At 44.1% G+C, this 16,465-nt stretch carries 2 protein-coding genes; both read right to left on the bottom strand.

Annotated features, from left to right (window positions below; genetic code table 11):
- Positions 1–25: 25 nt before the first annotated feature.
- Positions 26–9,517, bottom strand: a complete 9,492-nt coding sequence (locus tag EGM68_RS12495; RefSeq protein ID WP_129549295.1) for an SDR family NAD(P)-dependent oxidoreductase — start codon at positions 9,515–9,517, stop codon at positions 26–28.
- 18 nt (positions 9,518–9,535) lie between these two features.
- Complete coding sequence (locus tag EGM68_RS12490; protein WP_129549294.1) at positions 9,536–16,426, bottom strand: beta-ketoacyl synthase N-terminal-like domain-containing protein; 6,891 nt, start codon at positions 16,424–16,426, stop codon at positions 9,536–9,538.
- Positions 16,427–16,465 lie beyond the last annotated feature (39 nt).

Raw genomic sequence — 16,465 nt, 5'->3', positions numbered from 1 at the left:
CCAGAGACGATTTGTAAGGTAATTATTAAATAGATTTAACTCTTTCTGATGCGTAGTTCCAGCAATTTTTGTTGCTTAAATTATCCGCGAGCATATGCGTATGATCAGAAGACAAATTGAGGTAATGTTTCAATAAAGGATGGCCGTCGTCTTTTGACTGTATAAAAGCACGAGATGCAACTTCGGGTGGAGTAATCCAGTATCTCTCCTTACTAAAAGGATAAGTTGGCAGACTCATGCGTTGTGGGTGACCATCCTTGTATAACTTGGTCCAGTTTATATTCATTCCCATAGCCCACAAATCCACTAATTTCGTGTACTTTTTACGGGCCATCCATTTTTCCACGATATTATCTAGCTCTTCATCTTCGGTAAACAAACGTAATATCTCATGATGATTTTTGGTATGTCCTCTATAAAGACCATCCGAAATTGGATTGTTAATAAAAGCGGTGAGCTTTTCCTTTAACTCCTGCATGGAAGTTACTATAACAGCCAAACGTTCTACCATCGCTTCTCTGCCTGTTTGCAGAGTATATGCCATCGCATTCAAATGTGTATCAGAATATTTACTATCTTGAATGACGTTGATTAGTTGTTTGGCCCGTTCAACAAGTTTCTCTTCATTTAAAGCAGATAGCACGATTATCACTTCGCCATTCTCTGGCACAAATATACTCGCATTTTTCGAGGAAACCTTTTTCTGAGGAATATATTCCTCAACAATGATATGTGCATTGGCTCCTCCAGCTCCAAAAGATGAAATTCCCGCAGTTCGCGGATGTTCAATTAACTCTCCGTTTATGTGAAGCTTTGGTCTATGCCAAGGTGTCAGTTCTTGTTGAACGATAAAAGGAGTATTCTCAAAGTTAATATTTGGATTTAATGTCTGCGAATGAAGTGACGGAGCTAGTTTTTTGTGTTGCATCTGAAGTAATATTTTAGTTAACCCAGCAATGCCAGATGCACTTTCACAGTGACCGATGTTAGATTTAACAGATCCAATGCTGCAATGTTTATCTGTTCCATAGTCCTTAAAAGCCTTTGTCAACCCGGCAATTTCAATGGGGTCCCCCAAACTAGTCCCTGTTCCATGCGCTTCAATATAACTCAAAGCCCGCGGATCAATTCCACTTTCACGGAGCGCCCGTTTAATCACAGCTGCCTGGGCGTTGGGATTAGGTACGGTATATCCGTTTGTTTTGCCACCATGGTTAACCGCTGTACCTTTAAGTACACCGTAAATATGATCCCCATCTGCAATTGCTTTATTTAGAGGTTTAAGAAGTACAGCCCCTACCCCTTCTCCAGGAACGTATCCATCCCCCCCTTCTCCGAAACTTTCACAACGACCTGTAGTGGATAAAAAATTCCCCTGTGACAGTTTCAAGTATTTGTTGGGATGAATTGATACGTTTACCCCCCCAGCAATAGCCACTTCGCATTCGTTGCTACGCAGACTCTGACAGGCTAAGTGGATTGCAGTGGATGAAGAAGAACACATGGTATCCACAGCCATACTCGGTCCATGAAAATTACAATAGTATGAAACACGATTAGCAATGGTGGCAGGGTGTCCTCCAAAGGCTATTTGCTGTCCTAATACTTGAGATTGCGCTCCATACAGTTGGTATTCTTCATACATGATCCCTACAAAAACGCCTACACTTGCAGTAGGGTTTTCTTCGTCTTTAACAACTAATGTATCTTTTGTATAGCCCGAGTCTTCAATTACTTCGTAGGCACATTGCAGAAACAACCGTTCTTGTGGATCTAAAAACTGAGCATCGTGTGGTGAAATGTGAAAGAACTTCGGATCAAACTGGTCTACACCGTTCAGAAAACCTCCCCATCGAGAATATACTTTTCCTACCTTGCTGCTATCCGCATCAAAGTAGGCGCGATAATCCCACCGCTCTGGAGGAATCTCAGTGATACAATCTTTTCCATCTTTCAGGTTGTTCCAATATTGCTGTAGATTATCCGCTCCAGGATACTTACCAGAAAGTCCAATAATGGCAATATCCGGGGTTTTAGCTATCTGCTCATGGTGACTGGCAGACCGCTTGGCACGTATAGATTGGACAGGTTCCTTTATCAAAGAAGCAGACTGAGGAGTTGGCAAGGAAGTTATCATAGAGACATCAAACAATTTGATTAATTTATCCACATGATTTTGTGAAAAATATGCAGCCAGTTCATTAAGGGTCTGATATTCAAAAAACAAAGTTTTGGATAGGGGACCCAATACCCTCTCTAGATTATCAGTCATTGTTACAATCATCACGGAATCAATTCCATAATATTCTAATTCTTTATCTGCATCAATGCGCTGCACAGGTAACTTAATGACCGATGAAAGCATTTTGCGTAGATAATCAACCGTTTTATTAAAAATATGCGGATCTGAAGCAGGATTAATTGTATGCTGATTTTGAGTCGGATCAATGAATATACTTTTCAAATAAGCCGACAAACGTAAAATAGTTGTATATTCCTGAAAAATATTAGTAGACAAGTCAAGCTGGAAATGCTTGTTCATTGTACCCATAAGTTCAGCAAACAATACTTGGTCGAAACCGTAATCTATTAGATCTACATCTATATCCACGTAATCTGGTTCAACTTTGAGAACTTTGGCCACCATCTGAGTCAGGTCTAATTCAATCGTATTTAAGTTATCTGAAACAACATGGCCGTGTCCCAGTATAAGTTCTTTTAAACGATGAACCTGTCCTTCTGCTGCCATTATGCGAGCGGACGTACCGGCCAGTGCTTGATACAGCAGCGCGATCCCCGTGGTCGTCCGCAGCGGTGTCATGCCTAACTGCTGCTCCATCCGTTGCCGCGTAGCCAAATCCACCTGCATTCCGCCTTCTGCCCATAATGGCCAGTTCAGCGATAGCGTGCGCCCGTGTCCTATGCCTTGCTTCACCCGCTCCTGGCGGTATACCGCATAACGATCCATAAAGGCATTGGCCATCGCATAGTCCGCCTGACCTGCGTTCCCCAGCACCCCAGCTATCGACGAGAACAACAGGAATAGGTCTAGCTTCATGCCGCGCGTCGCTTCGTCCAGATGCACGGTGCCTGCCACCTTCGGTGCCAGCACCCGCTTCCCTTCCGCTACGTTTTTCTTCAAAAGATACTGGTCCTCAATCACTCCAGCGCTGTGAATCACCCCGTTCAGCGCTCCATACTTCTGCTGAATCTGCTTCATCAGGGCGTGTACCGCCGGGCCGTCGGTTACATCCAGCTGGGCATAGATCGCCTCTGCCCCTTGCGCCCGCAGCTGCGCCAATGGCTCTGCCGCTGCTGACTCGGGTGAGCGACCGGCCAAGATCAGAATCGGGTGCTTCGTCTTCGCCGCAATGTCTTGTGCCACCCGCTGCCCCAGGCCTCCGGCTCCGCCCGTCACAACGTACACCCCGCCGTCTTTCCAAGGTAACGTTGGTAACGTTTCTGGACTCGTCAGTTCCGGGCATACTTGCCAGCGGGCTACTTCGCGTGCCCCGGCACGGTAGCGGATGTCTGTTTCTTGCGTGCAACGGCGGTTGTCCTGCAGCCGTTGCAGACCTTCCTGACCCGTGGACAGCCGTCCCAGTTCAATCATCTGTCCTCGCAGCTTCGGCTGCTCCAACTGGGCTGTGCGCAGCAGGCCCGTCAGCCCTGACCATAAGGCGGCGTATCCCGCTTCTTCTGCCTCCGAATCCACGGAGACGATTTGAATGAGTACCCGCTGCTGTGGTTTGCTGCGCAGCACCTCCTGGATTCGTTCCAGCGCTTGCATCGCATACTGCTCGTAGCGTTGCTCCAGACGCTGTGCCTCGGCTTGCAGGCGGTGACACACCACCTGCGGCGAGGTCTGCAGCAAGTCTAGCAATGCTGCCCATGCGGTTTCCTCTCCAGGGAGTGACGCGCTTTCCGGCGGGTCACACAGCAGAACCAGATGTGCTTCCTCAGGTTCCTGCTGCGCGTGTGCTGCCGGGACCTCCTGCGCATGCCAAACTGGCTCCGCCATGACGGTACCTAGCTGCGCTTTCTCCCCATGCAGCGGCCGGGTGCTGAACCCGCTGAGTCGCACGCAGACCTGCCCCTGCGGATCGCAAACCTCGATATCCAGCTTGCGCACCCGCGCTTCAGGTCCGCTGCCTGCACTGTAGCGGATCCATGCCCACCCCTCCTCGGGGCAAGCCTGTCTTACTTCCAGAGCCTCCAGGGCAAACGGCAGTTCCGGCTTGGGAGCTCCCTGACCGGCTGCCAGCTGCAGCCCCAGGCACCCTTGCAAGACGGCATCCATCAGTGCCGGATGCAGGGTGTAGAGGGCCTGCGAGGCCCGGGCTTCTTCTGGCAGTCTCACATGAGCCAGCACCTCTCCCTCGCCCAGATGCAGGCGCACCAGTCCTTGGTGCGTCGGCCCATACTGCAGCCCGAGCTTGGCAAACTGCGCATAGCAGGCGGCTCCTTCCATCACGCCCTGCGTGCAGGCGGCCTGACGAGCTGCCAGGTCGACCCGGGCTATCTCGCTTGCTTCCAGCCAGCGGGCTTGTCCCTGACTGTACACCACCGTTTCCCCAGAGACGCCGGTTTCTTGGTAAATGTCATAGCAGATCCGGCCGTCTTCCTCCACCGCCAGCCCGATATCCACCTGTACCGCGTCCCCTTCCACCTGTAGGGGACGGGACCAGACGATCCGGCTGAGCTGCAGCACCCCAGGCTGCTCTTGCGTCCCCCTGGCGCTCTCCACCGCCGCCCGTGCCATCTCCAAGTAGGCCACCCCCGGCAGCACCGCTGCTCCCTGCACCACATGATCGCGCAAGAAGGGCTCCGTTCCCCAAAAGGTACTGCTATACCGCTGTCCCGCCAGATCCGACGTATTCTCCTGCAGCAGCGGATGCAGTACGGCCCGGGCAAGGGCACCTGCTGGATTCACTCCAGTGGGCAATACACGGGGTTCAGCGGGTTGCGGCACCCAATACCGCTCGCGAGCAAACGGATAGGTCGGCAGGCTCATCCGCCGTGGACGCATGTTTCCATATAACAAAGACCAGTCTATCAGGGCTCCTTTTACCCATCGCTTTGAGACCTCTCTAAATTTTCTTTCCTGTATCCATTTAGCATCTATTTTTCTATCCTCATCAAGAATCTGTCTATCAAAATGCTGTCCTACAACTTTTCCTTGATAACAATTTGGAATATCTGTAAGTTTATTTAAAAACATATCCAGTTGGTGCATCAATTCAGCAATAGTCGATACTTCAAATATGACCCGGTGTTCCATAGCTTCACGCCCGGTCTGTAAAGTGAAAGCCATATTCATAAGTAGTTCTTTGGCGGCATCAGCTTCTTTAATATTTCTATCGTCTAGTGCGACAAGCTGATTTTGTAAAAATTCCAATATTTTCTTTGCATAGACTTGAAGACGATCTTCATTTTTTCCAGACAACGGAATTAATACACTTTTGATTTCTTTTTGTCTCTCGTTTTCGAAAACAATTTTCTTCTCATATTCCTCCACAATTAGGTGCGCATTGCTTCCATTTGCGCCAAAAGAACTTATCCCTGCACGAAGCGGAACCGTTGTTTTTTGTCCGGCTACTTCGATTGTCGGTCTAGCCCATGATTGAAAACCTGTTTCCACATAAAAAGGGGTATTATCTAAAGAAATGTATGGATTAAGTTTCTCAGCGTGCAATGATGGGAAAATTTCTTTGTGTTTAAATTGCAACAACAATTTGGTTATCCCTGCTATACCTGCTGCCGCCTCTAAATGCCCGATATTTGACTTTAATGAACCAAGCGCACAAAATTTCTCCCCATCTGTCCAAGGTTGGAAGGCACGTTGCAATCCATGAACTTCAATAGGATCGCCAAGAGAGGTTCCGGTTCCGTGAGCTTCAACATAAGTAATTGTTTTAGGATCAACACCTGCTTTACGGATAGCATCAGATATAACCTCCGATTGTGCAATAGGGTCAGGTACAGTTGAACCGGATGTTTTACCAACATGGTTAATAGCCGACCCTTTAATAACTCCATAAATAGGATATCCTTCCTTCTCAGCTACTGAAAGTTTAGTCAGAAGCAAGGCGCCTACTCCTTCACCTGGCACATACCCATCTCCATCTACGCCAAAGCTCCGGCATTTTCCATCTGAAGATAAAAAGTGTGCTTGTTGCAAAAATACGTATTTATGAGGGTGGGTAACCAAATTAACGCCACCTGCAAGGGCATATTGACATTCATCACGTCTGATACTCTCACAAGCCAGATGAATAGCGGTTAATGAAGAAGAGCACATGGTGTCGACAGCTATAGAAGGACCGTGGAAATTCATGCTGTAAGACACCATATTTGGAATAGAAGAAGAACTGATTCCAAACCCCATAGGTGTCCCACGTTGTGTCATTTCAGAACCATACAGTTCATAATGATTCCACATCACACCAGCAAAAACGCCAACGCTGCGATGGCTGGATGAAGAATAATCATGATGGGTGCGTTGTAACGCAAAACCCGCATCTTCGCAGGCTTCCCAAGCTGTTTGTAAAAACAGCCTGGCCTGAGGGTCCATCATTTCAGCATGAAAAGGTGTAATGTTAAAAAATAAAGGATCAAATTCGTCAATTCCTTCTATAAACCCACCGTATTTATAAAATTCATTTACATCATAAGAAATGGAGTTATTCGCCCATCGACTTTCGGGAATTGCAGAAATACAATCTTTTCCTTCTTTTAGATTCTGGTACAATTCATCAAGGTTGTTCGCCATCGGATATCTGCCAGAAACTCCGATGATGGCAATGTCGTCTGTATCACTGCTCCGCTCATTGGCAGAGATGACGTTATCCCCCGTCGTAGATGCAAGTTCTCCAGCAGGTGAATTATATGCTAAACCACCCATGTTTTTTAGTATTTTTTCATAATCTCCATATAATACAATAGCCCGAGCTTGTTCTGCCATCAACAGACTATCTACTATGCGAAGAGCTTCCGTAGTAGGCAGAGGAAGCGTTCCCGATGAAGCATACATCATTTCTTCCATTTGATCCCCGATTTGCATACCGCCTTCAGACCATAATGGCCAATTAACAGATAAAGTAATGCCTTTGCGCTGCCCTTGCTTTACCTTGCGCTGGCGTTCTTTTGCAAAAATATCAATATAGGCATTAGCACTGGCATAATCAGCTTGTCCAAGATTACCTGTGATTGCAGAAACGGAAGAAAACAGCATAAAGAAATCCAATGCTTCGCCTTGTGTTGCTATATCCAGGTGATGAGAACCTTGCAGTTTCGGTTTCAATACTCGGTCAACTTCAGACGGTGTTTTCTGTATAATTAATTGATCGTGAATCACTCCTGCGCAATGAAATATTCCTGCTGGAGCACCCCATTTTTGTTTAATGACCTTAAAAGCATGCTCGGTTTCATTAAGCGATGTCAGATCTGTCTGCAAGTATATAACTTCGGCCCCTTTTTCAATTAAGGCATTGATTCTCATTTCATTCTCTAAAGTTAAAGGTGATCTTCCGAGAAGAGCAAGCTTTACTCTTCCTTCACAAACATCCGTCAAATGATGGGCTAGAAGTATTCCAATTCCCCCTAGTCCACCTGTGATAACATAAGCAGCATCTTTGCAATAATTATAAGGTGCATCAGGCACCTTTAGTTCGATAAACTCCTGCACGTAACGTTCAAGTTGTTTTCCTTGATATGCAATGGCGATTGTCCCCTGATCATGAGCTTGTGCTTCTAATTGAAGTAAAGGAACGATGGTCTCTGGCAAACATGAAGCCAAGTCATCAATAATGATATGCTGGCTCTGAATTTTAGGATTTTCAATATATGCTGTCTTTAATAAAGCCTGCAATGCAGCTGCATATTTATTGGTTTCCTGGTTTCCGCTGACTAACTGGATTAATAGTTTCGTTTGAGACTTCCTGAGAAGCTCATTTTGGATAATCAAAAGCAAACGCTTGAATTTATCTTCCCATGCCTCTCCTTCGTAAGGAGTAGCTGCATTTAAATCCAAAACTTGCTCAAACTCTGTATGTTGCTGAAGATAGACCTGTAAATTATGCATGCGATCATAAAAAATAATGCAATGACGTCGTTCAGCGGAGGAGTTGCTGCTACTGCTGCGACACTGTCTATTCCAGATTTCTTCAAATAATAATCTCTGCGCTGTTGGATATCCGGCTTTAACCTTAGGAGTTTGATCAACTGGTTCTTCAGAGCTCTCTTGATAGGAAAATGCATCCCCGCTGTTCTCCATTAGATACTCAGAAAGGGTTTCTAGAGTAGAATACTCAAATAATAAGGTAGGGTACAGTGGGCGTCTGATTTTCTGTTCTAAAATTTTAACCAATTCAAGCAGCTGGATGGAATTTAGGCCTAGTTGGTAAAAACCATCGTAAATTCCTACCTGGTTTGCCGAAGTGTTCAGCATTGCTGCAATTTCTGTCTGCAAATAATAAAGAATAGTCTTCTTGGCATCATAGCTTTTGTGCGGTCTTAGCGCAGGAGCAGCTCTATTTTCCATGCCTTGGCTTTTCTCTAATGAGAGTGTTTCATTTATATTGACATCCAAGTGATTAGATACGGCAGGAGATAATTCTTCCAATTCAATTAAATCCTTAATTAAACGAGGCTCTCGGATGCGTTTTATTGAAAACCCTTTGAATTCAACCAGCACCTGCCCCATTTCATCCATAATGGTAATATCTCGGGTTAAAATATCAGGAACGACCCCCGAAACTTCCTTGATCGCTTCGTTTTGCTGAGTTGTATAGGTATAGATAGTATGAGGTAGTGGACGGTATATACGGAAGTGACTGATCATAAAGGGAATATAAGGTGTGTCATCTTCAAAGACTCCTGTTTGTAATCCTTTTAAACGGAACGAAGAACCTGCAAAGGTGGAACCATCTAAAAAAGCTACATGAGCATGAAATTTATCAATATACTTGACGGCTAGCGGGCTTAATTGTAAGCGCATCAGTTCTTGGTTCTCTTTTTGAAAAACGGTTCCATTCGTTTTCATAAAGGGATAGTGGTTGATTTTCACACCCCTGGCCAAGCTATACACCTCATCCATATCCCACTTAGCTGTTGCACTGGACATTAATTGCTTAATATCAATTCCAGGATCATAACGCTCCTTAAGATAATCGATACTTTGAAGTAAACATTGCATATTTATGGAAGTTTGGTCATCAATAAATTGTTCGCCTCTGATTCTGCGACTTGAGACAGACACTCTCCAATCCGACCCAACCGGAGTAAAGGTGACGTAAATATTCTGATCAAATTGTTCCGTAGTCACCACAGGCTGCATAAATACAATCTGCTTTAATTCTATGATCTCTAACCCCAATTGCTGTATGCTCAAACGATAAATCATGTCTAACAGTACCACGCCGGGAAGTGTGCACACTCCATGTACACGGTGATCCTGAACTATCGGGTTAGTGTGTTCCAACCGCTGAACATACGTTTTTTCAGATGGCTCAATCATCCTTAATTCCTCGCTTTTTTAGAGTTGGATTGCATCAAAAAATCCAGTGAATTGCTTTTCAACATGATCGCTTTCCGGCCAATATTTCTTCTTGTTAAACGATATTTTGGCTAGTCGAGATTCCAAAGAAGCTCGGAGTGCTTTTGGGATATCTTCATTACTCACAATCAAGTGCGCATTATTGCCTCCTAAACCAAAAGCGCTTATTCCTGCCCGCAAAACGCCCGTTTCACTTTTCCAATCCCTTAAATTTTGGACTATAAAAAATGGGGAATTCTGAAGCTCGAACCTTGGATTAGGATTGAGACAGTGAAGTGTTGGTGGCAATTCCTCATGAATCATGGACAGGATTACTTTAATCAGGCTAGCCGCACCTGCAGCACTTAAGGTATGTCCAATATTGCTTTTGACACTACCTACTCCACAAAACTGTTTTTGGTCGGTATAATCAGCAAACACCTCTGTCAGAGCCTTTAATTCGATGGGATCACCTATTAAGGTTCCTGTACCATGTGCTTCTATATAAGTGATAGTTTCAGGATGAACACCAGCGACGGTAATTGCTTTATGAATCAATTCCCGCTGAGTTTGAGGATTTGGTGTTGTCACACCCATTGTGTTGCCATCATTATTAATTGCTGAACCGTCAATGACTGCGTAAATTTTATCTTGATCCTCAATTGCTTTATGAAGTGGTTTAAGAACAACAACACCACAACCTTCTCCAAGTCCAATCCCATCCGCATTCGCACTGAAAGATTTGCAGTACCCGTCGGCAGATAAAATTTGAGATGTGCTCATTATCACAAAAGGGGTTTGATCCAGTAGAATATCTACCCCTCCAGCCAGTGCTACTTCACTTTCACCAAGCTGAAGACTCTGCATAGCAAGATGTACGGCAGTTAAGGCACTGGAGCAAGCTGTATCAACGACCATATTAGGACCTTTAAAGTTATAGATATGGGCTAGATGAGCTGCAATAAAATTTTGTCCGGTTCCAATAATGGTGTCCTTCTCGCAATGCCCTAACTTTTTGTAATAATTACTGGTCCGAGCACCCATGAATACGCCAACATTCCGTCCCCATAATTTCTCTTTACTATAGCCTGCATCTGCGAAAGCTTGGGCCCCACACTCTAGTACTTTTCTTTGGAGCGGATCAATATGAACGGCCATATCTTCAGGAATTTGGAAATAATCTGCATCAAAGTTTTCTATATCTTTTAGAAAAGCTCCTTTTTTACAAATACTTTTTCCATTATGTGAATACTCAGGATCATAATACTTTTCAGTGTTCCATCGGTTTGAAGGGACCTCACCAATGCTGTCTTTCCCATTCCTTAAATTCCCCCAAAATTCTTCGACATCGTCAGCATCTGGAAATTGGCATGATATCCCTATAACTGCTATTGTATTAAGCATCTGATTGTCCTCGGAGACCGTCTCTTGTGAATCAACTGGCTTAGTTCCAAATTTCCGCTGTAGTTCCTCCCTGTATCGGTCCACTAAATATTCAGTCAACGCTTCAATTGTGGGATATTCCAGTATCAGCGTAGGATCCATTGAAATACCTTCAAGTTCTTTATCCATTGCTTTCACTAGCTGTACCAGCAGAATAGAATCCATACCATATTCCTGAAAACTGCGCCTGTTATCAAGCTCTGCTTTCTCTAACTGGAGTTCTTCAGACAAAATGTGTCTTAACCAGTTCTGCGTATCCAGAACGACATTGTCAACTTGCTGTCCCTTACTGACTGTTGGTAAAAAGACCGGAGCAACTTTTAAATCATCTGCTGAAACGGTACGCATCCTGCGCTGAATGAGAGTGCTTGGTTCCCATACTTCCGGGTTCACTATTGCTGGAAGAAGCACTGCGCCTTTTCCGCTAGGACGGTTGACTATTTGCAGTACAAGATCAAGCAACCGCAAGCCCTCCTGATCAGTCATCCCTAAAAACCCCATCTGCTCCAATGCCTTACTTTTTATTTGTCCAAGCCCTGTTTCCGCCCAGCTTGGCCATTGTATACTCACAGCCGGACAATGGGAGGATACTGACTCCGCATAATAATCCATATAAGCGTTAGCCATTGCATAGTCACTCTGGCCTACTCCTAAAGAAGACACAATGCCAGCCACTGAGGAAAATAGCATGAAGAACTGGAGCGGCTCGTTCTCCAGATGACGATGTAGCATAGCAAGTCCGTCCACTTTGGGATGTAGAATGCGTTCAATATGTTCAGACCGCTTTCGGATAAAGGCGGGATTTTCCATATCTACTGAACCAGCGCAATGAATGACACCCCCGACAGACCCCATCGTGCGTTTCACCTTTTGTATACTTGAACAGACCTCCTTCTCATCTGCCAGATCAAGAGTCAACACTTGCACACGCACTCCCAAATTCTCAAGTTCTCTAAAGTTTTGAATTTTCTGAGCCACGATAGAGCTTTGACCGTCATAGCGATCCCATTCATCTCGTGGTGGCAGTGCTTCTTGACCACACAATACGAGTTGCTTGACCCCGTATTGTTTCACAAAATGCCGAGCGCATAACAACCCCAGTCCACGAGTACCCCCTGTAATCCAAAGCACCTGTTCTGCAGGAAAAGATAGACGGGACACGTCTACTGCTTCCTCTTCATTTTTAATATGAAGAACTGCTCTATAGCGAACTCCATTGCGGTAACAAATTTCGGGTTCTTCACTATTGGATTGAAACTCACAGGCAATTTGATGTGCTAACGATTCATCATCCGTCACAAATTCAGCATCCATATGTCTCGAGCGGACATGGCTGTACTCACTTTGCAGCATTCGGTACAATCCAACTCTTGATGCTCCTGCCATACGAATTCTGTTGTTCTGATAGGACTCCAGGCCTTTAGTGACAAACAAAAGCATAATATCAGGCTTCGCTTTGGAGGAAATCAGCTTTTGCAGCCATGAAATCCATTCTGAACTAAAAGTTGAATGTATTCCGCAGCCTGTTAAATCAATGAATCCTTGATATGTACTCCAGTGATGTTCGAGTTTCAACTCATAATCATGAACAATTTTTGCTGAATTAAAATGGCGAGCCAAACATTCTGCGAGATATTCGCTGTCTGGCGTAGTCAAAATGATCACATTTCCTATAGAAGCCAGTGAAGCGGATATCTCTACTGGATCCCATCCTTTTACGGCAATACATGCGCTGCGCTTTGTTTGCCCAATTGTCGGCTTAATAGATGGTACCGAACTGACAGAAACACGATTGTTCTGGATTTCCGATACTTGTTCGGCCCAGTAACGCTTTTTAGAAAAAGGATAACAAGGAAGTGGACATTTTTTATAGGGTTCAGCGGAAAACAACTCTTTGTAATTTAATTCACAGCCACGTGTATACATTGCACCTAACGTCATTAGTTGGCTTGTACGTTCCCTGCCCGATGTTTCCCTACTGAACCGGATGAGATCATTGCCGTTTTGTTTTGAATCTAGTCTTCCGGTTTCTTGCTGCTGTTCCATGCCGTTTGTTACGGAGTAAAACACTTTGTCCGCTGCTCTATGAGCTAGCCAAGCAGATAACAAGCTAATCAGTTCCTCCGTACTTGCGGCAACACAAGCTAACCGATAATTCATGTGTTTTCTACCCGTCATAAGGGTATAACTCATATTCCCGCAATCAGTTAATGGTTGCTGTTGACAAAATAAGATAAATCGTTCTGCCAATTTCTCCAACTGATCTCGGGATGTAGCCGACCACACAAATAAGAACTCTTTAGAAGCACGGGGTTGTTCTTCTTTAACGTCTAGTTCTTCAATAACCATATGAGCATTAGTACCACTAAATCCGAATGAACTGATGGCAGCGCGCCTAACCATGCCTGGTTCTACTGCCCAATTACTAGTTCGGCTATTGACGAAAAAAGGGCTATTCTCTAAATTGATACTTTCATTTGGTGACTCGAAATGTAAGGTTGCAGGAATTTGGTGGTGTTTTAAAGAAAGCAATATTTTAAGCAGTCCGGCAATTCCAGCTGCATATTGAGTATGCCCGATATTGGTTTTTACGGTTCCAAGTGCGCAAAATTTCGTCTTATCTGTAAATGTACGAAAAGCTCTCGTGAGAGCCCTATACTCAATGGGATCCCCCAACTTGGTTCCGGTACCATGTGCTTCCAACATCTGAATTGTGGCTGGGTTGATATTGAAATTTTCATAAACTTCTTGCAACAGACGTTCCTGCGATTTGGAGCTAGGTGCTGTAATTCCATTAGTCGTCCCGTCCTGGTTTATTCCTGTTGCACAAATAACCCCGTAAATATGATCTCGATCTTTTAATGCGTCGTCGAGAAGTTTCAATACTATCACTCCAGCACCTTCGCCAGGTACAAATCCGTCGGCACGACGATCAAAAGCGTGGCAACGACCAGAAGTAGACAACATACCAGCCCTTTGCGTCGCTACATAAAATCCAGGTGTTGACTGAAGAAATACGCCACCTGCCAGCGCCATTTCTATTTCTCCTGCCCACAAACTCTGACATGCTAGATGTATGGCAACCAGTGAACTGGAACAAGCTGTATCTACAGCGATGGCTGGACCTTGCAAATTTAGATAGTAAGCAATACGAGCTGGTATATGAGCACCTGAATTACCCCAGAATGCTTGCGCAGGAGGGGTGTCCCCGATTAATCGCTGATAGTCCATAGACACGCCCCCAGCATAGATACCACATTTTTTCCCCGATATTTCTTCTCCAGCATACCCGGAATTTTCAAGTGCTTTCCATGACTCTTCCAGGAAAACACGCTGTTGCGGGTCCATATACGTCGCTTCCAAGCCTGAAATATTAAAGAAGAGCGGATCAAAAGTGTCCATATCATCAATAAAACTTCCACAATTACAATAGTTGGTGTCTTCATGATGATATTTAGACAAATCCCAACGGGAAACTTTTTGAACTAAATCTCTTTCGTTAATCAAATTATCCCAAAAATCTTCCAATTGATCTGAATGGGCAAATCGCCCACTCATGCCAATAATAGCAACTTTTTTACCGTTTGTACTCTGCCCGTTCTCCTGTACCAATGGGTCACTTTTCACCGTAAATCCAGATGAAGAGGAATTATGGAAAATCCGATTAGTGGAGTAAGAGTTAACATTTGAGTGGGAACGTTCCAAAGTATTTTCTTTTACCAGTTTATGCTTCTTGGTGGTTTGCTCTTGACTGCTCATATTTAATTGGGGTACGAGCGGCGAATGATGAGCGGCAATATAGCTGGCTAGCTGATAAACCGAGCTGTAGTCAAATAAATCTGTGGTTTCTAATTGAATAGTCAGCGCTTTATTAATACTTTGTATCAATTGTACGCCTGTAATAGAGTCAACCCCGTAATCCGAAAATGATTCGTTTATATCAATAGCACTCTGGCTAACCTTAAGAGATTCAGACAACTTTTCAATGATAACCTTTTGAACATGTTGTTCGTCTGCTGCTATGACCGTATCCTTATCTTCATCCGTATGAAATAGCGGGATGTGATATTCCAAAATATAATTTGTTAATTGATTAACGGAGCTAAAATCGAAAAGAACCGTTGTTTCAAGCGTTAATACAAGACTACGATTAATTTCTTGGACCAACTGTACACCTGTAATAGAATCTACTCCATAATCTGAAAATGACTCATCATAATTAATGACTTCCTTGTTCACTTTTAACGACTCAGATAATTTACTTACAATTAATTCCCTGACTTTAATGGCGATAGGATTTCCCTCTTCGTAAACGGATGCTTTGTTTCTAAGCGAAAACTTGTGAGGGAGCGATTTGTTTACGAAAGAACTGTTTTGATGCAATGTAGCTCCAGACAGCATATGAATACGTCCATCGCTTATGGCCGTAATAATCTGCTGTCCCGCCCCATGATCGTGTTGTGCAGGAAAAGAGACTGAACCATAACCTTCAATCTCCAAAATCCGTTTCCAGCTTTTAGGATAAAGACCAGGACATCCTGGAATACGTTGTTTTGCATCCTCATACAGCCACCAGCCTGGTAAAAGACCAAAAGTTAAATGGGTGAACAACGACTTATCAGATATTTCATTTAAGATTAGTATTCCATTTTTACAAAGTAGTGTCTTTGCGTTGCGTAAAGTTTGGCGTATACTTTTGGTCGCATGCAGGACGTTGGAAGCAATCACCACGTCGTAACTTGCCAAATCTATGCTCTGATCTTGCAACGGAGTTTCAATATTTAGCAAACGGTAAGTTAAAAAAGGATAATGCGGTCCAAATTCGTTCTCAGCATGCATCAAAAAAGCTTTTGACAAGTCTGTATAACAATATTCAGCAATATCAAAGCCGCTGGTCTGTATGCTTTTTAGAACGGAAAAACTAGTTCCTCCTGTACCTGCGCCAATCTCCAATATGCGTATACCCGCTGTTAATGGCTGATTTGATTTTTTTTGTATATACTCTATTACCTCCGTAGCAACTTTGGTATTAAAGTAATCAGCTGTCGGATTATTCTTGTAAACATTCTCCACCAAATGTAATGAAGAACCTGGGAACATCACATCAGTTGCTTGGATTTTTCCTGTCAAGATGGCGGGAATATTTTTTAAGGTAACTTCCAGTAAATCTATTTGTGCTTTCATATTTTCTTTTGTGGACCAACGTTTTTTTCCTTCCTCCCAGCCCACCTGTAATTTGGATGAAGTCATAGTTTCTATGCTTACCTCTGGATTTTGTTCTCTGAATTCTTGCACAAATAACTTCCCGGCTTCCAGCCAATTTTTATACTGCGGGAGAACGTCCTCGTTCTCCCGTAGGTTATAAGAATTAAGCAAAGTCTGCAGCCATCCTATTAGAAAACCTTGCATTTCTCCCAGTTCTTTAATGTTGGATTGATGAAAATTCACATTAACACCCTCAATCTGCTGGAATGTATGAATTCATTG

Origin of the sequence: Paenibacillus sp. M-152 (assembly GCF_003856555.1) — a bacterium.
Lineage (GTDB): Bacteria > Bacillota > Bacilli > Paenibacillales > Paenibacillaceae > Paenibacillus > Paenibacillus polymyxa_C.
This window is presented reverse-complemented; position numbering and strand designations above follow the sequence as displayed.

Bases quoted from the DNA above. Each gene is read 5' to 3' on its own strand.
- EGM68_RS12495 (WP_129549295.1), bottom strand. From the start codon at position 9,517: ATGATTGAGCCATCTGAAAAAACGTATGTTCAGCGGTTGGAACACACT.